This window comes from Streptomyces sp. NBC_00663 (assembly GCF_036226885.1).
In the GTDB taxonomy this organism is placed as follows: Bacteria; Actinomycetota; Actinomycetes; order Streptomycetales; family Streptomycetaceae; genus Streptomyces.
The window spans coordinates 8698820-8717525 of sequence record NZ_CP109027.1; the positions used below are offsets into that span (position 1 = coordinate 8698820).

Here is an 18706-nt window from a genome sequence, read left to right on the forward strand (position 1 = left end):
ATGTGGCCCGAGCGCACACCACCCACCAGACTGACCCCATGACGGAAACGGAATCCACTGTGAACAGCACCTACGACGTAGTGGTGCTCGGGGCCGGGCCCGTGGGGGAGAACGTCGCCGACCGCACCCGCGCGGCCGGCCTCTCCACCGCGGTCGTGGAGAGCGAACTGGTCGGCGGCGAGTGCTCCTACTGGGCCTGTATGCCCAGCAAGGCCCTGCTGCGCCCGGTCATCGCCCAGGCCGACGCCCGCCGGCTGCCCGGACTCGCCCCGGCCGTACAGGGCCCCCTCGACACCGCCGCGGTCCTCGCCCGGCGCGACGAATACACCTCCCACTGGAAGGACGACGGCCAGGTCCGGTGGCTGGAAGGCGTCGGCGCCGACCTCTACCGCGGCCACGGCCGCCTCACCGGCCCCCGCACCGTGACGGTGGGCGACAAGGTCCTCACCGCCCGGCACGCCGTCGCCGTCTGCACCGGCACCCGCGCCGTCCTGCCGGACCTGCCCGGACTCGACGCGGTCAAGCCCTGGACCAGCCGCGAGGCGACCAGCGCCCAAGCCGCGCCGGGGCGGCTCATCGTCGTCGGCGGGGGAGTCGTCGCCACCGAGATGGCCACGGCCTGGCAGGCCCTCGGCTCGCGGGTCACCCTCCTGGTCCGCGGCAAGGGCCTGCTGAACCGGATGGAACCCTTCGCCGGCGAACTGGTCGCCGAGGCGCTCACCGAGGCCGGGGTCGACGTCCGCACCGGGACCTCCCTCGCGTCGGTGACCCGCGAGGACGGCACCGTCGTCGCCGTCACCGACAGCGGCGACCGGATCGAGGCCGACGAGATCCTCTTCGCAACCGGCCGCGCCCCGCGCACCGACGACCTCGGTCTGGACAGCGTCGGCCTGGAAGCCGGCTCCTGGCTGGACGTCGACGACAGCCTCCGTGTCACCGGCACCGACTGGCTCTACGCCGTCGGCGACGTCAACCACCGCGCCCTCCTCACCCACCAGGGCAAGTACCAGGCCCGCATCGCCGGTGCCGCCATCGCGGCGCGGGCGTCCGGTACGGACGTCCAGTCCGACCCTTGGGGCGCGCACGCCGCTACCGCCGACCACGCCGCCGTACCCCAGGTCGTCTTCACCGACCCGGAGGCCGCCGCCGTCGGCCTCTCGCTCGCCGAGGCCGAACAGGCGGGCCACCGGGTCCGCGCGGTCGACTACGACCTCGCGAACGTCTCCGGGGCGAGCCTGTACGGCGAGGGCTACCGCGGCCGTGCCCGCATGGTCGTCGACCTGGAGCGAGAGGTCCTGCTCGGCGTCACCTTCGTGGGCCCCGGAGTCGGCGAACTCATCCACTCGGCGACCGTCGCGGTCGCGGGCGAGGTGCCCATCAGCCGCCTCTGGCACGCCGTGCCGTCCTATCCGACGATCAGCGAGGTGTGGCTGCGGCTGCTGGAGACCTTCCGGGACAGCTGAGCTTCGGCCCCGCGGCCGATTCCGGCGACTCAGTCCGGCAGCCGGAACCCCAGGGAGGCAGCCGCTTCCCTGGGCGTCGGCTGGGCCCAGCGCTCCACCATCGCCTGGTTCGAGGACAGCGAGCGCAGCTCCGCCCGGTCCAGGTACAGCGTGCCGTCCAGATGGTCCGTCTCGTGCTGCACGATCCGCGCGGGCCACCCGGAGAACACCTCGTCCACCGACCGCCCGTACTCGTCCTCGCCCGTCAGCCGCACCCGGTCGTGCCGGTCCACGACCGCCTGCCAGCCCGGGACGCTCAGACAGCCCTCGAAGAACGCGGCACGCGCGGGGCCGACCCCCTCGTACGACGGATTGACCAGGACCCGGAACGGCTGCGGCACCCGTCCCCGCGCGAGGCGCACCTCGTCCGGCACCGGCGCCGGGTCCTCGATCACCGCGATGCGCAGCCCCACGCCCACCTGCGGCGCCGCGAGGCCCACCCCGGGAGCCGCGTGCATCGTGACGCGCAGCGCCTCGACGAACCGGGCCAGCAGCGCGGAGTCCAACTGGCCCTCGAAACGCTCGGCGCCGCGCCGCAGCACCGGATCGCCGGCCGCCACGATCGGCAGCGGGCCTCCGTCGGCCAGGAGTTCCTCGACCAGCTCGGCAAGGGACGCGTGATCACGGGGAGTTGCCATCGCGCCAGGATGCCATGCCGTCCACCCGTGTGACGCAGGACACTTCAACCCCCGGGAACTCGGGGCGCGTTTCTCCCGACTACTGGACCGACCGACCAGCCGAGCACGTCCCCACCTCCGGAGTTAGCCGCCGATGACCTCCGCTCCCTCGACGACCACCGACGAGGCCCCGAAAGCCGCCGACCTGCCGCCGAGACCGGGCGGTTGGGCATCGCTGCGCCCGCTGATGCTGCGCCTGCACTTCTACGCCGGAGTGTTCGTCGCGCCCTTCCTGCTGGTGGCGGCCGTCACCGGGTTCCTGTACGCCGCCTCGTTCCAGGCCGAGAAGATCATGTACGCCGACGAGATGACGGTCTCCGCCGTAGGCGACGCCAAGCTGCCGATCTCCGAGCAGGTCACCGCCGCCCGCGAGGCCCACCCCGAGGGTGCCGTCGCCGCCGTACGGTCCTCCCCGGCGGACGACGCGACCACCAGGGTCCTGCTCTCCGGAGTCAAGGGCGTCGACCCCGACCACACTCTCGCGGTGTTCGTGGACCCGTACACCGGCAAGGTCGAGGGCTCCCTCGAACAGTACGGTTCCACGGGCGCGTTGCCGCTGCGCACCTGGATCTCGGAGCTGCACCGCAATCTGCACCTCGGTGAGACCGGCCGCCTCTACAGCGAGTTCGCCGCGAGCTGGCTGTGGGTGATCGCCGGGGCCGGTCTGGTGCTCTGGTTCACCCGGCGCCGGGCCCAGCGCAAGGTGCGCGGCACCGAGGGGCGGCGCCGCACGCTGGGGCTGCACGCCACGGTCGGCGTCTGGGCCGCCCTCGGCTTCTTCTTCCTGTCGGTGACCGGTCTGACCTGGTCCACCTACGCCGGCGCGAGCATCGACGACCTGCGCGCCTCGCTCGGCCAGACCACGCCCTCGGTGTCGGCGACCGCGGGCGGCGACCACTCCGGGCACGGCGCCTCCGCCTCGGCCGGGGACGCCGAGCACGGCGTCGGCCTCGACAAGGTCCTCGCCGCCGCGCGCGCCGAAGGTCTCGGCGACCCCGTCGAGATCGTGCCGCCGGCCGACGCGACCTCGGCGTACGTGGTGAAGCAGATCCAGCGCAGCTGGCCGGAGAAGCAGGACGCGGTCGCGGTCGACCCGACCACCGGCGAGGTCACCGATGTGCTGCGGTTCGACGACTTCCCGGTGCTCGCGAAGCTGACCCGCTGGGGCATCGACCTGCACACCGGCACCCTCTTCGGGCTCGCCAACCAGATCGTCCTGATGGCCGTGGCGCTCTCCCTGGTCCTGCTGATCGTCTGGGGTTACCGCATGTGGTGGATGCGCGGCCGCGGCAACGCGTTCGGCCGTCCGATCCCGCGCGGCACCTGGCAGAAGGTGCCCCCGCAGCTCCTGCTGCCGGGCGTGGCGCTGATCGCCGCCCTCGGCTACTTCGTGCCGCTGCTCGGCATCCCGCTGGCCGCGTTCGTCGTGGCCGACGTGGTGCTCGGCGAGACCGCCCACCGGCGGGCGAGCCGCGTCTGACGGCCGGTGCACGACGACGGGGCCCGGTTCCGCGAAGGAACCGGGCCCCGGTCGGGTCGTACGGCGTCGCCTACAGCTCGTCGAAGTCGCCGGCCAGCGCGGACGCGAGGCGCAGATGCGGCTCGGCCTCCTCGGGCCGGCTCAGCCGCTCCAGCGTGCGGCCCAGCATCAGACGGGCGTAGTGCTCCACCGGGTCGCGCTCCACGATGATGCGCAACTCCGTCTCGGCGCGGCGCAGTTGGGCCGAGTGGTAGTAGGAGCGCGCCAGCAGCAGCCGCGGCCCGGTCTGCTCCGGCACCTCCTCGACCAGCTTGCTCAGGACGCGCGCCGCGGCGGCGTAGTCCTTGGCCTCGAAGAACATCCGCGCGCGCTCCCAGCGCTCCGCCGGCGTTCCGTGGTCGTAGTACGTCATGTCCACTCTGACCTCCTTCGACGCCGTCAACAGAGGTCGTTGGTTCAATATTCCACTAACTGTTCAGGGCGGCGAGCTCGGCGTTCGCCCGCTCGGTGATGAGCGTCAGCACCCGTCCGGCGACGGCGAGATCCTCCTCCGGGATTTCGGCGTAGACCCGGGCGGTGATGGGGGCGGTCGCGGTGGACGTCGTGTCGTACAGCTCTCGTCCGGCCTCCGTGATCCGCACCCGCGACGGCTCCTCGGGGGCCAGCAGCTGTGCGGCGACCAGCTCGTCGACGACGGCGGAGGCCTCCGCGGTGTCGATCTTCAGTGAACCGACGACACCGTCGACGAGGTGCTCCCGCTCCACCGGCCCGTCGGCGACGGCGGCGAGGCGGAGGGTGACGGACTGCTGGAACGTGACGCCGTGGCGGGCCAGGACCCGCTCCAGGACCGCACGGGCCGCGTAGTGCGCCAGGGCGATGACGCGCGGGTTGAGCAGGGGAGGTGTGGTGGTGGTCATGACTGCTCCTTGTCGGACTCACGGTCGGGGGCGAGCGGATCGAGAGGGGCGTCGAGCAGGGTCGCGAGTTCGGCGCTGAACTCCCGGGTGCGTGGGCTGTCGAGCCCGCCGAGCGGTGCGAGGAACTGCTCCAGCAGCCCCTGGACGACCTTGATGGCCTGCCGAGTGGTGTCCCTGCCCCGCTCGGTGAGGGCCAGCTGGACGGCGCGCGGATCGCGTGGGTCGCGGGTGCGCTCGATCAGGCCCGCCGACTCCAGGGCGCGCGCCAGCTTGGACACATAAAGCGGTTCGAGGCCGGTGTGGTCGGCGAGCATTCGCTGGCTCGGTCGCTCGCCGTCGCGCTGCATGCCGTAGAGGGACGCCACCAGCGAGTACTGCGCGTGGGTGAGACCCAGTGGGGTCATCGCGCGGTCCACCGCGGTCCGCCACTTCATCGACAGTCGCCACACCAGGAAGCCCGGCGTCGCCTTCTCGTAGCCCTTGCTCATGACGAATACAGTACATGGCTACTATGTACATGGCTACTATTTCTCGCGACTCCCCGACGACGGACTGGCGACGGACTGGCGACGGACTGACGGGACACCGTCCGCGGGGCTAGGTTGGGCGCCATGAGCAATCTTGATCGCGATGCGGCTCCCGCCCTGTGCGGCGGCCGCGGCTTCGTGGTGGCGGAGCCCGTTCGCGAACTCCTCAGCCCGCGCACCGTCAAACTCGGGGAGGCCACCGAGGTCCGCCGTCTGCTGCCCAACCTGGGCCGGCGCATGGTGGGCGCATGGTGCTTCGTCGACCACTACGGCCCCGACGACATCGCCGACGAGCCCGGCATGCAGGTCCCCCCGCATCCGCACATGGGTTTGCAGACCGTCAGCTGGCTGCACCAGGGCGAGGTGCTGCACCGCGACTCCACCGGCAGCCTCCAGACGATCCGCCCGCGCGAGCTGGGCCTCATGACCTCCGGGCGGGCCATCAGCCACTCCGAGGAGAGCCCGAAGGCGCACGCCCGCTTCCTGCACGGCGCCCAGCTCTGGGTCGCCCTCCCGGACGGCCACCGGCACACCGACCCGCACTTCGAGCACCACGCCGAACTGCCGCGGGTCACCGCGCCGGGCCTGACCGCCACGCTCATCCTCGGCGACCTCGACGGCGCGACCTCGCCCGGGACGACGTACACCCCGATCGTCGGCGCCGACCTCACCCTCACCGCCGGCGCGGACCTGCGCCTCCCGCTGGAGCCGGACTTCGAGTACGCCGTGCTGTCCATGTCCGGCGAGGCCCACGTGGACGATGTCCCGGTCCTGCCGGGCTCCATGCTCTACCTCGGCTGCGGTCGCACCGAACTGCCGCTGCGCGCCGCGTCGGACGCGAGCCTGATGCTCCTGGGCGGTGAGCCCTTCGAGGAGGAGCTGATCATGTTCTGGAACTGGATCGGGCGGTCCCAGGAAGAGATCGTGCAGGCGCGCGAGGACTGGATGACCGGGTCCCGGTTCGGCGAGGTCAAGGGCTACGACGGAGCGCCCCTGCCCGCCCCGGCGCTGCCGCCGGTCGCCCTGAAGCCGCGGGGGAGGACCCGCTGACCGGCCGTTTCCCTCGCCGGCCCGGGCGCCGGCTCCTCGGCATGCCGGACCGCCGCAAAGGACCAAGACTGGAGCTGTGAGACCAGGCCCGCACGCGGGCGCCGGCCCGGCCGGAGTGAGGCGCCCATGCGTACGGAGGCAAGACGAGTCGCCGTCGTCGGTGACTGCCCGCTGCTGTCCGGGGGCGTGGCCCACGCCGTCGAGGACGCCGAGGGCCTGGTGTTCACCCTCGCCACCCGGTCGGCCGACGAGGCCCTGCGCGCGCTCCGGCCGGGCGACATCGTGCTGGTGGATCTCCAGGTGCGGCCGGTGTGCCTGGCGGACGTGGTGGCCCGGCTGGCCGCCCAGGACGCCGCCGTGCTGGTCTTCTCCACCGGCCTGGACCACCACGCCGTACCCGCCCTGCGCGCCGGCGCCCGCGGCTGCCTCAGCCGGCGGGCCGACGAGCGCGAGCTGCTGGCCGCGATCCGGCTGGTCGCCGACGGCTGCTCCTACGTCTCCGCGGATCTCGCCGTACGTCCCGACACCGAGCCCTCCTGCCATGTCACGGACCGCGAGCGCCAGATCCTGGAGCTGGTCGTCCACGGCGAGACCGACCACGACATCGCCGTCCGGCTGGGTATCAGCGAGCACACCGTCCACTCCCACCTGGACCGGCTCCGCGACAAGACCGGTTCCCGGCGCCGGGCCGACCTGACCCGCTTCGCGATCACGCACGACATCGTCCCCGCGGCCTTCTGGCAGGGGTAACACTGCCCCTGGTGCCCGTGGGCCTTTCTCCCCTGTGCCGCTTCTCCGCCTGCTCGCACACTGAGGGACGAAAGCCCTCGAAGAGCGAGTCCGGGAGGCGTTTCGCGATGAGCGGCATCTTCGGCAGCACCCTCACGTTCAGCCAGGAAGAGGGCGAGGATGTCCGCCTCGTCGTCTTCGGTGACGACAAATACGCCCGGTACGAGACCCTCGACGGCTACTCCGTCGTGTACGACGCGGACCGGGGCGCCTACTGCTACGCGCAGACCGACGGCGCGGGCGCCACGCGCCGGTTCGTCTCCACCGGCACGCCCCTTGCCGCACCGCCGCCGGAGGGCCTGCGCCGGCATCTGCGGGAAGGGCAGCTCTATCGCAGAGAGGTCTTCCAGGACCGGATGATGAAAGGGGTCCCGGACGAGGACCGGGCCGAGATCGACCCCGACGCGCTGTTCACCCGCGGCCCGGTCAAAGGGCTGCTCCCCGGCACGGCCCTGACGGAGGGTGAGGTCCAGGGCCTGACGATCCTGGTCGACTTCCCGTCCAAGCAGACCCAGGTGACCGGGGACGACGTCTCCGCCCTGCTGAACAGTCCGCACTTCACGGCGAACGGCAACCACTGCTCCGTGAGGGAGTACTTCCGCACGATGTCGACGGGCCGGCTCGTCTTCTCCAACACCGTCGTCGGCCCGTTCCGGATGAGCCGGCCGCGGCTCGCCTACTCGCTCGACGAACACGAGGGCGAGCTCGTCCCCGAAGCGCTACAGGCCGCCGCGGACGCCGGTGTGGACTTCAGCCGCTTCGACTCCCTCGGACGCGGCGTCGTCGACTCCGTCTGCATCATGTACGCGGGCAACACCGTGTTCAAGGGCGACCTGTGGCCGCACAACTCGCGCTTCCCGGCCCAGATCGGCGGCGTACGCACGGACTTCTACACCGTCACGAGCATGGGGGAGCGGGCGAGCGACCTGAGCATCGGCACCTTCTGCCACGAGAGCGGGCATCTGCTGTGCCGCTGGCCCGACCTGTACGACTACGGGACCCTCGAACGCGAGGGCGACGACTTCACCAGCGCGGGCCTGGGCACCTACTGCGCCATGTCGAGCGGGAACAACCTGGGCGACGGGTTCCTGCCGTCCGCCGTCTCCGTCTATCTGCGCCGTCTGGTGGGCTGGACGGAGGACGTGGACATCTCGGCGCCGGGTGCGTACGAGGCCAGACAGGGCGCGTACGACAAGGCGCTCGTGTACCAGAACCCGGACCGCCCCGACGTCGAGTACTACCTCGTCGAGAACCGCAGCAAGCTCGGCTTCGACACCGCGCTGACCTCCAGTGGCCTGGCCGTCTACCACTGCGACATCAAGGGCTCGAACGAGTTCCAGCAGGGCACCCTGGTGCGTCACTACCAGTGCGCCCTGCTCCAGGCGGACGGCCATCTGGACCTGGAGCACAACCAGAACGACGGCGACGGCGGGGACCTCTACGGACCGACCGCGGGCACCGCGGTCTCGCACAGCAGCCGTCCTCCGTCCCTGTGGTGGGACGGCAGCGAGTCGGGGCTCACGATCTCGAACGTCGGCGCCCCGGGTGAGGTCATCACCTTCAGCACCGGCGAGCAGGGCGTGGCGGGCACCAGGATCACCGGCCGGTCGGCGCCCAACGAGGCCATCCCCGAGGGCGTCGGCGGGCTGACCGACGCCATCTCCCTCGAAGGCGCCGGCACGGTCCGCGACCTGACGGTGTCGATCGACATCGAGCACGGTCACATCGGCGATCTGCGCGTGGTCCTGCTGGCGCCGTCGGGCCGCCGGGCCGTGATCCACAACCGCACGGGCGGTGCCGACAAGAACCTGCGGCTGACGCTGACGTCCGACCCGCCGTCCCTGCTGGCGCCCCTGGTCGGCGACGCCGTGGCCGGCGACTGGAAGCTCAAGATCACAGACGCGGCCCAGCCCGTCGCCGGGACCCTGCTCAGCTGGGAGATCACCCTCCACACCAGCACCTGACGCCTGCCCCGCCGGCCGATCGGCACGGTCACCAGGTCACGGGCAGCTCATGGACGCCGTACACCACCCCGTCGTCCTTGAACGGGATCTTCTCCAGGTCGACGGCCCGGCGCAGGGTGGGGATCCGGCGGAAGAGTGTGCCGTAGACGACCTGGAGTTCCAGGCGGGCCAGCGGCTGGCCCAGGCACTGGTGGATGCCGAAGCCGAAGGCCATGTGCCGGCGGGCGTCGCGACGGACGTCGAGGCGCTCGGGGTCGGGGAAGCGGTCGGCCTGCCAGTTGCCCGTGGCGCCCGGGATGATGACGCCCTCCCCGGCGCGGATGTGCTCCCCGCCGATCTCGATGTCCGCGAGGGCGAGGCGGCGTTGGCCGTCGTGGACGACGGTGAGGTAGCGCAGCATCTCCTCGACGGCACCCGCGAGCACCTGGGGATCGTCGGTGTCCCGCACGATCGCGAGCTGGTCGGGATGCTCCAGCAGGGCCAGCACGCCGAGCGCGATCATGTTGGCGGTGGTCTCGTGCCCCGCGCCGAGCAGCAGCAGCCCGAGCATCGCGGCGTCGTGGCGGGCGAGTTCACCGTCCTGCATCCGGGCGGCCAGGACGGAGAGCAGGTCGTCGGCGGGGTCGGCGACCTTCGCCTGGAGCTGTGCGTCGAGGTACTGGAGCAGTTCGGCAGAGGCGGTCCTGGACTCCTCGACCGAGGCGTCCTGGCGGACGCCCACCTTGCTGCGGCTCTGGAAGAACTCGTGGTCGTCGTACGGCACTCCGAGCAGCTCGCAGATGACCAGGGACGGCAGCGGCAGCGCCAGGGCCTCCACCAGGTCGACCGGCTGCGGTCCGGCCAGCATCGCGTCGACGAACCGGTCGGTCATGCGCTGTACCGCGGGCCGCATCGCCTCGATGCGCTTGATGGTGAAGGGGGCGGTGACCATGCGCCGGATCCGGGCGTGCTCGGGGTCGTCCATGTTGAGGAACGACGGCGGCATCCGGGCGTAGGCCTCCTGGAAGGCCTCGCTGATGTGGGGAAAGCCCGGCTGCCGGGGATCGACGCTCAGCCGCTCGTCGCCGTACAGCGCCCGCTGGTCCTCGTACCGCGTCACCAGCCACGGCGTGCTGCCGTCCCACAGCCGTACCCGGGTCACCGGCCGCTCGGCGTGCAGCCGCAGCATCCCGGGCGGCGGATCGAACGGACAGCCGGCCGCGCGCGGCATCGGGAACAGGGGGACGTCCTCGGTGGTGCTGGTCATCTCACTCCTCGGTGGGGGGAACAGGGAGTGGTGCTCATCGAAGCCCCCCAAGCTGACGGAAGGCCGACAGGGAGCGGACACGGGGCGGATGTGGCCGGATCCCGCAGCACAGGCGTGGCGATTCCGCCAGCGACGCGAGGGATTGGACTGTACGTCCAGAGCTTGGATGTGTAGTCTGAAGATCCTGATCTCACTCGCACTGGAGAATTCGGAGTACGTCATGACGTCCGAGCGTGCGCTGGAAGCCGAGCGGGACGCGATCGTCGCCGCGTTGACGCCGGTCGTCGACGGGTTGGTGGCGACGTTCGGGCCGCTGTGCGAGGTGGTGCTGCACGACTACCGGGACCCGGAGACCTCCGTCGTCGCCCTCGCCGGATCGGTGACCGGGCGCTCGGTCGGCGGGGCGATGAGCGAGATCGGCCTGCGGATCGTGGCCCGCGGTGACCAGGCGCGGGACGAGCTGAACTACCTCACCCGCACCGGGACCGGCAGGACCGTCAAGTCGTCCACGATGGTGCTGCGCGACTCCACGGGCACGGTGTTCGGCGCCCTGTGCGTCAACCTCGATGTGACCGCCGTCAGCGAGGCCCACACCCTGCTGGGTGCCCTCGCCGGGCTCGGTGCGGCCCCCGCCGAACTGCCGGTGACCACTTTCGGCGACGACATCGACTCCGTGGTCGACGTCATCCTCGACACCCACCGGCACGAGCCCTGGGGTGCACTCGACCGCGCCGGACGCCTGGCGCTGTTCCGCAGCCTCGACGAGCGCGGCGTCTTCGCCGTCCGCCGCGCGATCGAGCAGGTCGCCGCCCGGCTCGGCATCTCCCGCGCCTCCGCCTACAGCTACCTCTCCCAGGCCCGCGCCACGACTTCCACCCCTCCTGGAGGACCCGCGTGACCACCACACCCCCGCCCGTCACCCTCGACGCCGTCCGCTCCGCCGCCGACCGGCTCAAGGGCATCGCCCACCGCACCCCGGTGCTGCGCTCCCGCACGCTGGACGCGCGCGTGGGTGCCGAGGTCTTCCTCAAGTGCGAGAACTTCCAGCGGGTGGGCGCCTTCAAGTTCCGCGGCGCCTACAACGCGGCCTCCCGGCTGACGCCCGAACAGCTGGCCCGCGGGATTGCCGCCTACTCCTCCGGGAACCACGCCCAGGCGGTCGCCCTCGCCGCCCGTGAGCTCGGCAGCACCGCGGTGATCGTCATGCCCGAGGACGCCCCGCCCTCCAAGCGGGCCGCCACCGCGGGCTACGGCGCCGAGATCGTCTCGTACGACCGCTACACCGGCGACCGGGTGGCGATCGCCGAAGCCCTGGCCGCCGAGCGGGGCCTCGCCCTGATCCCGCCCTACGACCACCCGCACGTCATGGCGGGACAGGGCACGGCGGCGCTGGAACTGCTGGAGGAGACGGGGGAGTTGGACGCCCTGCTGGTCCCCGTCGGCGGGGGCGGACTCATCGCGGGCAGTGCCACGGCGGCGAAGGGGCTGCACCCCGCTGTCCGGATCGTCGGCGTCGAGCCGGAAGCCGGGGACGACACCAAGAGGTCGCTGGAGGCCGGTCGGCGCGTCGCGATCCCGGTGCCCCGCACCATCGCCGACGGGCAGGCCCTGCACATTCCCGGGGAGCTGACGTTCGCCGTGAACCAGCGGCTCGTCGACGGGATCTCCCTGGTCAGCGACGACGAGATCCGGGACGCGATGCGCTTCGCCTTCGAGCATCTGAAGATCGTGGTCGAGCCGAGCGGGGCGACGCCGCTGGCCGCGCTGCTGGCCGGCCGAGTGGAGGGGCTGCCGCGTCGGGTCGGGGTGATCGTCTCCGGCGGGAACGTCGACGCGGCGCGCTTCGCCGAACTCTGCGGCTCCGCGGGGGACTGACGCGGGGGACTGACGCCTCACCCGAATGGCGGCGCCGACTGGACGGGCGGACGATGGAGTGGGGCTGTGTGGTGAAGGGAGATCCGACATGCTGGAGACGAAGACCCTCGACAAGCCGGACGAGCGGCGGGACTTCCCCCGAGGGCATCTGGAAGCGGTCCACCTCAGCGGCCTCGACTTCGCGGTGGGGACCTTCGAACCCGGATGGCGTTGGTCCGAGTCCGTGGGGCCCATCGTCGGGACCAAGAGCTGCGAAGTGCACCACAACGGCTATGTCGTCCAGGGCCGCATGCACGTCACCATGGACGGCGGCGGCGAGGCCGAGGTGGGTCCCGGCGACGTCTTCGTGATCCCGCCCGGCCACGACGCCTGGGTGGTGGGCGACGAACAGTGCGTGGTCTACGACTTCGCGGGGACCATGGCGAACGAGTACGCCAAGCCTGCCGAGGAGTGACGGACGCGGGCTCGCCGGACGAAGACCGATCGGTTCACTCGTGCGGGAAGAGGCTGCTGCCGCCTAGATCGGCAGCAGCCGCCCGACCAGTGCGCCCAACTGCCGCACGGTGCGGCACTCGTGCATCTCCACGAGCTCGGCGTACTCGGGTGCCGCCGAATCGCCCGTGCCCCACTGGGAGCGCTGCTCGGGGTTCAACCAGTAGACGCGGCGCGCGCGTTCGGTGATCTGCCGTACGGCGGCGAGGTTCGGGTCGCTCATGTTCGTACGGGCGTCACCGAGGACGAACACCGTCGTACGGGGCCCGATCGCATCGCCGTGCCGCTCGGCGAACTCCCCGAGGGCGACGCCGTAGTCGCTGCTGCCGTGCCAGCCGGTGAGGGTCGCCTCCGCCTGGATGCGCGCGCCGAGGCCCGCCGCGTCGGCCGCGCCGTGCTCCAGGAGCCCGGTCACCTCGTCGATCCGGTTGACGAAGGCGAACACCCGCACCTTGCTGAACTGGTCGTGCAGCGCCTGTACCAGCAGCATTGTGAAGTCGGAGAATCCCGACACCGAGCCCGACACATCGCACAGCAGCACCAGTTCGGGCCGGGCCGGACGGCGTCGGCGCAGCACCGGCCGCATCGGCACCCCGCCCGTGGACAGCGAACCGCGCAGGGTGCGCCGCAGATCGATACTGCCCCGGGCCGCCCGGCGCCGGCGTGCCGCCAGACGGGTCGCCAGTTTCCGGGCGAGCGGCTGAACCGTCTTGCGCAGCTCGGCCAGCTGGGACTTTCCGGCGAACAGGAAGTCGACCCGGTCCGCCGTCGGCGCCACCGCGCGGCGGGCGATCTGGTCGCGGTCCCGCCGCTCGGCGACCCGGCGCCGCGCCTCCGAGGCCACCAGACCCCGGAAGGCCTCGATCCGGCGCCGGATCTCGTCGTCGAGCAGCCGCTCCGCGAACCCCGAGCTCCCGCTCCGCCCCCGCACATCGGCGCGTACCTGGGCGAGCAGCGTCTGAGGGCGGATCCGGTCGAGCGTCTGGTACGACGACCAGCCGTCCGACCCCGGGGAGGAGCCGTAGCCGCCGAAGCCGTCGACGGCCTCGGCCGCCAGCCGCGCCAGCAGTGCCTCGTCGTTCGCGGCGAGGGCCGCCGCCAGCCGGTCGCGCAGGTCGTCCCGGTCCGTCGTCCCGGCCTCGGGCGCACCGACCCGGCGCGGGAAGTAGAGGTCGAAGACCGGGTCGAACACCGGCCGTTGGGCGGTGCCGTGCAGCAGCGTCGCGGCCAGCCCCTCGCGCAGCAGCTCCCGGTCCTCGAACCCGAGCGCCGCCATCGCCTGGGCCGCGTCCACGGTCTCGCCCGTGCCGACCCGGATGCCGTGGGCCCGCAGAGCGGCGACCAGCGAGGTGAGGCGCTCGGCGACGGGCGTGGTCACAGCGCGTCCAGATCGAGCTTCGCCGCGGCCTTCAGGACGTCGTCCTGATGCTTGAGGAGCACGCCCAGTGTGTCCCGTACGACGGTCTCGTCCAACGAGTCGGCGCCGAGCGCGAGCAGGGTGCGGGCCCAGTCGATGGTCTCCGCGACCGACGGCACCTTCCGCAGGTCCATCGCCCGCAGCGCACCCACCACCCGGACCACCGACTCCGCCAGCGCCGCGTCGAGGCCGGGCACCTTCAGCCGGACGATCCGGCGCTCCAGTTCCTCCTCGGGGAAACCGATGTGGAGGAACAGGCAGCGGCGGCGCAGCGCCTCGGACAGCTCACGGCTCGCGTTGGAGGTGAGGACGACGAAGGGGCGGCGGGTGGCGGTGATCGTGCCCAGTTCGGGCACCGTCACCTGGAAGTCGCTGAGGACCTCAAGGAGCAGGCCCTCGACCTCGACGTCCGCCTTGTCGGTCTCGTCGATCAGCAGGACCTTGGGCTCGTCGCCGCGGATCGCCGTCAGCAGCGGGCGGGTGAGCAGGAACTCCTCGCTGAAGATGTCGGTACGGGCCTCGTCCCAGCTCTCGTCGCGGCCCGCGCTGATGCGCAGCAGCTGCTTGGCGTGGTTCCACTCGTACAGCGCGCGGGACTCGTCGACGCCCTCGTAGCACTGAAGTCGCACCAGTTCGGCCCCCGCGATCTCGGCGACGGCCTTGGCGAGCTCTGTCTTTCCCACCCCGGCAGGACCCTCGACCAGGAGCGGCTTGCCGAGGCGGTCCGCCAGGAAGACGGTCGTGGCGACCGAGGGCGAGGCGAGGTAGCCGGTCTCGGCGAGGCGCGCGGAGACGTCGTCGACGGAAGAGAACAACGGGGCCTCCTGGGTGGCGGCGGCGTACAGGCCGAGCGATGGTCCACCTATCTAAGCGCTTGTTCAGGGGAGCTGTCACTCCGGTGCACCGATCCACGGGCACGGCACGGGAGGTGGGGCGGCTGCACCGGCAGCCGCCCCACCTCCCCATGCCGGCGTTCACGCCGCCAGCGCCACCACCTCCGTCGCCGGTGTCCGCAGCACCTTCCGGGCCGTCGCCAGGCTCGTCCCCACCGTCACCGCCGCCGCGACGGACACGACCGCGAGCCAGACGCCGAACAGCTGCCCCGGCAGCACCGCGTCGCCGCGGACGACGGTGAACGGGACGATCCCCGCCAGCGCCGCGACCGTGCCGAACAGGACACCGGTGACCGTGAGGACCGCGGCCTCGGCGCCCACCATGCCGAGCACCTGACCGGGCGTCGCACCGGCCAGCCGCTGCTGGCCGAACTCCCGGCAGCGGTAGGTGGTCGCCGCGTACAGCGAGTTGACCAGCATCACGCAGACGAAGACCACGATGATCCCGACGACCGTGAAGTTCAGCGTCTCCAGATTCTTCGCGTCCACGGACTTCACCAGCCCCGAGGCCTCGACCGCGTCACTCTCCACCGCCTGCACGGTGAGCGTGGTCGTGGCCACCGCCGTGAACAGGATCAGCGACATCAGGATCCCGGCGAGATCCCCGGCCCGCTGCCGCAGATTCCGCACCGCCAGCCAGCCGCTCGCCCCGGAGAGCGCGAGCCGGTCCAGCAGCCCCTTCAGCAGCCGCGGCGACAGCAGCGCGAAGCCGACCGACAGCAGGATCGCCCCGTACGCCGGCGGCGCCATCAGCGCCTCGTCCGTCGCCTTCATCAAGAAGGTGCAGCAGACCGCCAGGGCGCCGGTCGCGAGCGCGGCGTACGCGAAGAACCTCTGTGCCCCGCCGCGCCGTCGCCGCCCCCGCGTCGCCCGCCGCACGGCGAGGAACGCGGCGCCCACCGCGGCCGCCAGCGTGATGTCGACGCCTGTGAGCAGCGCGATCGGACCGAACGAGTACTCCACCGAGTCCGCGACCTGACCGCTGTCCTGGAACACCCCCAACAGCGCCCGCCCGCCGAGCGTCGCGGGCCCGATCGCCAGCGCCGCACCCACCAGGGCGACGGCCAGCGCCTCACCGACGACCATCCGCTTGAGCTGCGCCGGAGTCGCCCCCGAGCAGCGCAGCAGCTCCAGCTCGGCGGCCCGCTGCCGGACGTTCACCGTCAGGGTGGAGGCGACCGCGAAGAACACCAGCAGGCTGCCGTAACCGCCCACCACGCTCGCCGCCGTCGTCAGCGTGTTGGAGCTGACCGAGTCGACGCCGCTCCCGGCCGCCGTGTCGTGCAGCGAGTTGAACGTCATGATGATCGCCGCGCCCAGGAAGGCGGACAGCAGCGTCGCGAGGAACCGTCCGGGGCGTCGCCGGATCGACCGCAGGGCCAGTACGAACATCGCTCACACCCCCGCCGTCACGTCGTCGCCCAGGTGCGCGAGGCGTTCGGCGACCGCGTCCGCCGTGGGCGCGCGCAACTGGCCGGCCAGCCTGCCGTCCGCGAGGAACAGCACCGAGTCGGCGTACGAGGCCGCGACCGGATCGTGCGTCACCATCACCACGGTCCGCCCGTGCACCCGCACCGCCTCCTGGAGCAGCCGGAGCACCGTGCGCGCGCTGCGGGTGTCCAGGGCCCCCGTCGGCTCGTCAGCGAAGATCACCCGGGGTTCGCAGACCAGCGCCCTGGCGATCGCGACCCGCTGCCGCTGACCGCCGGACAGCTGGTCGGGGCGGTGCCCCAGCCGGTCGCCGAGCCCGACCTGGGTGAGGATCTCCCTGGCCCGCCCGCGGTCCACCCGCCGCCCGGCCAGTTTCAGCGGCAGCACCGTGTTCTGTGCGACGGTCAGCGTGTCCAGCAGGTTGTACTGCTGGAACACGAAACCCACCCGGCCACGCCGGAACCTCGTCAGCTCCGCCTCCGTACCGCCCGTCAGCTCGGTGCCGTCCACCACCACGATGCCGTGGTCGGGCCGGTCCAGGCCGGCCGCGCACTGGAGCAGCGTGGACTTCCCCGACCCCGACGGCCCCATGACGGCGGTGAAGGTGCCCCGGCCCAGCCCGAGCGTGACCCCGTCCAGGGCGGTCACGGCGCTGTCGTCACTGCCGTAGGTCTTGGTGACCTTGACCAGCCGCAGCGCTTCGGCGGCGGGTCCCGTGTCGTGCCGGCGTCGCGAGCCTGTGCGAAACATCGTCATCACCGTCATCACCTCTCGGTCGGGCACCTCGTGTGCCCTGTCCAAGAAGCTACGGAGACGCCGCGTGAACCACATGGGGCGCAGAACCCGTATCCGAGGGTGTACTCAGCACCACCGCGCCCACCCCGGACGGGTCACCACCATGCGCCAACCTCCGCGCCGGCCCGGCGCAACGGACCTCGGTGCTCATCGGCTGGGGCTGGGCCGCCGCTGGGGCTGGGCCGCCGGACCCGCGTGGAACTGCCCCTTTCGCTCCCGATGGTCCTGAACGGCGTCCGGATCCCCGCCGTCCAGCTCGTCGCGGGCGCGGTGCTGGTCGCCGTGTTCGCGCTGCTGCTGGACCGGGCCGGCTTCCAGACGTCCCTCCTGACCGTCGCCAACCGGGAACTGTACGAACCTGCCCTGGAGCCCGGCCAGATCGACGTCGTCCCCGAGTACGCGGCCACCGACGCCGACTGGCTGAACGCCAAGACCCACGCACGAAGGCACTGGGCGACCTCGACGACGTCCTGACGGCGGCCGGCCTTGCGTCGATGAACCAACAGGTGGGCAGCTGGCGGCGGTTGGTGAGGGATGTGGGGCGGGGGTATCTGGAGGGGGAGGGGCTGCTGAGGTGAAGTGTCAGTGGGGCCCCGTAGATTGCGGCCATGGGTGTCTATCTGGTCGATGTCGGCGCACAGGACTGGCGCGGCGAGCACGAGGGTGGGTACGGCGAGATCGCCTCCGCTCTCGACGGGGAGCTGAGCGGGCGAGGCCTGCCGCGGTACGAGGTTCCGGCGGAGTGCCGCGGGCTGGAGTTCGAGGAGAAGCTCAGCCCTTCCATGGACGGCTTCGTCGAGCTCTGCCGCGCGCAGCTGACCCGCGACGAGGAAGAGATGCTCTGCGGCTGGTCGGTGCTGGTGCCGGTCCCGCTCGACGAGACGATCGAACTGCCCGTGGGTTCCGCCTACACGGATACGACCGTGGTCGCCGGAGCACCCCAAGTGCTCGCCCTCGCACAGCGGTTGGCTGCGGTGATCGGGCTGCCGCCGATGCTGCCCGTCTCGCGCACGAACCTCGACCTGACCAACTGGTTCCTCGACGGCCAGGCCGAGCAGACCGCCGCCGCCCGACCCGGCCCCTGGGCCGAGGACCTGGACGCCGCCTTCTACGTGGCCCTCTACGTCCGCGCGGCCCAGCACTCCCTTCGCCGCGGCTGCCCCATACTCTTCAGCTGACGTGCCGGGGCCGTCACGCCGGCTCGTGGGGATCGGAAGGCCGTCGAGCGTCCACCTCGTACTCGAACCACACCCGGTGCGTGCCGTCCGCGTCGATCTCGATGCCGCCCGTACCGGTGATCCCGGCCAGCTCACCCGTGCCGCTGCCCGGGACGATCACGAAGAACTCGCTCCCTCTGAACTCGCCCAGGGTCGTCGCCGAGTGCGCGAAGTTGAACGCGCCGGCCCGGCCCTGTAGCGAGCCCTCGAAGGACTCCATCGCGACATACGTACCGACCTCGGTCTCCTGGTCGTACGCGGCCGTGAACAGGGTCGCCGAACGCCCGGCGACCTCACCCTCGTAACTCTTCTCCATCGTGGCGACACCGACCGGCACGGCCGTCTCGATGCCCGGGGCCGGCACCGGGGCCGGTGTGAAGTCCGCGACCTTGAACGTTCCCGAAGCTCTCATGGCCCGAGCGTAGGACGCACCA

Annotated in this window: 19 protein-coding genes and 1 pseudogene; 10 read left to right on the top strand and 10 right to left on the bottom strand. The window is 71.8% G+C overall.

The genetic code is table 11. The features are described 5' to 3' along the window. The first annotated feature begins 38 nt into the window (after positions 1–38). Positions 39–1463 (top strand): dihydrolipoyl dehydrogenase family protein, encoded by a 1425-nt coding sequence (locus OG866_RS39555; protein WP_329342308.1) that lies wholly within the window; start codon positions 39–41, stop codon positions 1461–1463. Positions 1464–1492: 29 nt separating this feature from the next. On the opposite strand, the gene OG866_RS39560 is transcribed toward OG866_RS39555, so the two are convergent. After that, complete coding sequence (locus OG866_RS39560; RefSeq protein WP_329342309.1) at positions 1493–2140, bottom strand: peptide deformylase; 648 nt, start codon at positions 2138–2140, stop codon at positions 1493–1495. A 133-nt stretch (positions 2141–2273) separates the two neighbouring features. Here OG866_RS39560 and OG866_RS39565 point away from each other — a divergent pair, with 133 nt between their 5' ends. Beyond that, entirely contained in the window at positions 2274–3659 is a 1386-nt protein-coding gene (locus tag OG866_RS39565; RefSeq protein ID WP_329342310.1) for a PepSY-associated TM helix domain-containing protein, read from the top strand. 70 nt (positions 3660–3729) lie between these two features. Here OG866_RS39565 and OG866_RS39570 read toward each other — a convergent pair whose 3' ends face one another. Genes OG866_RS39570 through OG866_RS39580 form a run of 3 tightly spaced genes read right to left on the bottom strand, consistent with a single transcriptional unit; the run spans position 3730 to position 5064 of the window. After that, positions 3730–4077, bottom strand: coding sequence for a tetratricopeptide repeat protein (locus tag OG866_RS39570; protein ID WP_329342312.1), 348 nt, complete (start codon positions 4075–4077; stop codon positions 3730–3732). 49 nt (positions 4078–4126) lie between these two features. After that, a complete protein-coding gene (locus OG866_RS39575; RefSeq protein ID WP_329342313.1) occupies positions 4127–4576 on the bottom strand; it encodes a MarR family transcriptional regulator in 450 nt (149 codons plus the stop codon). Beyond that, positions 4573–5064, bottom strand: coding sequence for a MarR family winged helix-turn-helix transcriptional regulator (locus tag OG866_RS39580; protein ID WP_329342314.1), 492 nt, complete (start codon positions 5062–5064; stop codon positions 4573–4575). The genes OG866_RS39575 and OG866_RS39580 overlap by 4 nt, the downstream gene beginning before the upstream one ends. A gap of 123 nt (positions 5065–5187) precedes the next feature. On the opposite strand from OG866_RS39580, the gene OG866_RS39585 reads away from it, so the two are divergent. From OG866_RS39585 to OG866_RS39595, 3 genes are all read left to right on the top strand, one after another. Further along, on the top strand, positions 5188–6153 hold the full coding sequence (locus OG866_RS39585; RefSeq protein ID WP_329342315.1) for a pirin family protein: 966 nt from the start codon (positions 5188–5190) through the stop codon (positions 6151–6153). Positions 6154–6279: 126 nt separating this feature from the next. Continuing rightward, a complete protein-coding gene (locus OG866_RS39590; protein ID WP_329342316.1) occupies positions 6280–6903 on the top strand; it encodes a response regulator transcription factor in 624 nt (207 codons plus the stop codon). 107 nt (positions 6904–7010) lie between these two features. Next, positions 7011–8906 (top strand): M6 family metalloprotease domain-containing protein, encoded by a 1896-nt coding sequence (locus tag OG866_RS39595; protein WP_329342318.1) that lies wholly within the window; start codon positions 7011–7013, stop codon positions 8904–8906. 28 nt (positions 8907–8934) lie between these two features. Here the strand turns inward: OG866_RS39595 and OG866_RS39600 are convergent, their stop codons facing one another. Next, positions 8935–10152 carry a cytochrome P450 gene (locus tag OG866_RS39600; RefSeq protein WP_329342319.1) on the bottom strand — a complete coding sequence of 406 codons (1218 nt, stop codon included), beginning with the start codon at positions 10150–10152 and terminating at the stop codon, positions 8935–8937. Between the two features lie 220 nt (positions 10153–10372). Between OG866_RS39600 and OG866_RS39605 the strand changes: the two genes are divergently transcribed. From OG866_RS39605 to OG866_RS39615, 3 genes are all read left to right on the top strand, one after another. Continuing rightward, entirely contained in the window at positions 10373–11050 is a 678-nt protein-coding gene (locus tag OG866_RS39605; RefSeq protein WP_329342320.1) for a helix-turn-helix transcriptional regulator, read from the top strand. Further along, positions 11047–12027, top strand: a complete 981-nt coding sequence (locus OG866_RS39610; RefSeq protein WP_329342321.1) for a threo-3-hydroxy-L-aspartate ammonia-lyase — start codon at positions 11047–11049, stop codon at positions 12025–12027. Before OG866_RS39605 ends, OG866_RS39610 begins: the two co-directional genes overlap by 4 nt. A gap of 88 nt (positions 12028–12115) precedes the next feature. Further along, entirely contained in the window at positions 12116–12481 is a 366-nt protein-coding gene (locus tag OG866_RS39615; protein ID WP_329342322.1) for a cupin domain-containing protein, read from the top strand. Between the two features lie 63 nt (positions 12482–12544). Here OG866_RS39615 and OG866_RS39620 read toward each other — a convergent pair whose 3' ends face one another. The 4 genes from OG866_RS39620 to OG866_RS39635 form a co-directional block, all read right to left on the bottom strand. Next, entirely contained in the window at positions 12545–13897 is a 1353-nt protein-coding gene (locus OG866_RS39620; RefSeq protein ID WP_329342323.1) for a vWA domain-containing protein, read from the bottom strand. Continuing rightward, positions 13894–14751, bottom strand: coding sequence for an AAA family ATPase (locus OG866_RS39625; RefSeq protein WP_329342324.1), 858 nt, complete (start codon positions 14749–14751; stop codon positions 13894–13896). The genes OG866_RS39620 and OG866_RS39625 overlap by 4 nt, the downstream gene beginning before the upstream one ends. Before the next feature lie 159 nt (positions 14752–14910). Continuing rightward, complete coding sequence (locus OG866_RS39630; protein WP_329342325.1) at positions 14911–16221, bottom strand: FtsX-like permease family protein; 1311 nt, start codon at positions 16219–16221, stop codon at positions 14911–14913. A gap of 3 nt (positions 16222–16224) precedes the next feature. After that, entirely contained in the window at positions 16225–17010 is a 786-nt protein-coding gene (locus OG866_RS39635; protein WP_329344516.1) for an ABC transporter ATP-binding protein, read from the bottom strand. Positions 17011–17337: 327 nt separating this feature from the next. On the opposite strand from OG866_RS39635, the pseudogene OG866_RS39640 reads away from it, so the two are divergent. Continuing rightward, positions 17338–17493: pseudogene (locus OG866_RS39640) on the top strand (ABC transporter substrate-binding protein); the annotation flags it as partial. Between the two features lie 170 nt (positions 17494–17663). Next, positions 17664–18233 carry a hypothetical protein gene (locus OG866_RS39645; protein ID WP_329342326.1) on the top strand — a complete coding sequence of 190 codons (570 nt, stop codon included), beginning with the start codon at positions 17664–17666 and terminating at the stop codon, positions 18231–18233. A gap of 13 nt (positions 18234–18246) precedes the next feature. Here the strand turns inward: OG866_RS39645 and OG866_RS39650 are convergent, their stop codons facing one another. Further along, the gene (locus OG866_RS39650; RefSeq protein WP_329342327.1) at positions 18247–18684 is read right to left on the bottom strand and encodes a DUF3224 domain-containing protein; all 438 of its coding nucleotides are present in this window, start codon (positions 18682–18684) and stop codon (positions 18247–18249) included. Positions 18685–18706 lie beyond the last annotated feature (22 nt).

Bases quoted from the DNA above. Each gene is read 5' to 3' on its own strand.
- OG866_RS39605 (WP_329342320.1), top strand. From the start codon at position 10,373: ATGACGTCCGAGCGTGCGCTGGAAGCCGAGCGGGACGCGATCGTCGCC.
- OG866_RS39615 (WP_329342322.1), top strand. From the start codon at position 12,116: ATGCTGGAGACGAAGACCCTCGACAAGCCGGACGAGCGGCGGGACTTC.
- OG866_RS39565 (WP_329342310.1), top strand. From the start codon at position 2,274: ATGACCTCCGCTCCCTCGACGACCACCGACGAGGCCCCGAAAGCCGCC.
- OG866_RS39650 (WP_329342327.1), bottom strand. From the start codon at position 18,684: ATGAGAGCTTCGGGAACGTTCAAGGTCGCGGACTTCACACCGGCCCCG.
- OG866_RS39575 (WP_329342313.1), bottom strand. From the start codon at position 4,576: ATGACCACCACCACACCTCCCCTGCTCAACCCGCGCGTCATCGCCCTG.
- OG866_RS39595 (WP_329342318.1), top strand. From the start codon at position 7,011: ATGAGCGGCATCTTCGGCAGCACCCTCACGTTCAGCCAGGAAGAGGGC.
- OG866_RS39635 (WP_329344516.1), bottom strand. From the start codon at position 17,010: ATGTTTCGCACAGGCTCGCGACGCCGGCACGACACGGGACCCGCCGCC.
- OG866_RS39585 (WP_329342315.1), top strand. From the start codon at position 5,188: ATGAGCAATCTTGATCGCGATGCGGCTCCCGCCCTGTGCGGCGGCCGC.
- OG866_RS39630 (WP_329342325.1), bottom strand. From the start codon at position 16,221: ATGTTCGTACTGGCCCTGCGGTCGATCCGGCGACGCCCCGGACGGTTC.
- OG866_RS39580 (WP_329342314.1), bottom strand. From the start codon at position 5,064: ATGAGCAAGGGCTACGAGAAGGCGACGCCGGGCTTCCTGGTGTGGCGA.
- OG866_RS39590 (WP_329342316.1), top strand. From the start codon at position 6,280: ATGCGTACGGAGGCAAGACGAGTCGCCGTCGTCGGTGACTGCCCGCTG.
- OG866_RS39600 (WP_329342319.1), bottom strand. From the start codon at position 10,152: ATGACCAGCACCACCGAGGACGTCCCCCTGTTCCCGATGCCGCGCGCG.
- OG866_RS39560 (WP_329342309.1), bottom strand. From the start codon at position 2,140: ATGGCAACTCCCCGTGATCACGCGTCCCTTGCCGAGCTGGTCGAGGAA.
- OG866_RS39645 (WP_329342326.1), top strand. From the start codon at position 17,664: ATGGGTGTCTATCTGGTCGATGTCGGCGCACAGGACTGGCGCGGCGAG.
- OG866_RS39555 (WP_329342308.1), top strand. From the start codon at position 39: ATGACGGAAACGGAATCCACTGTGAACAGCACCTACGACGTAGTGGTG.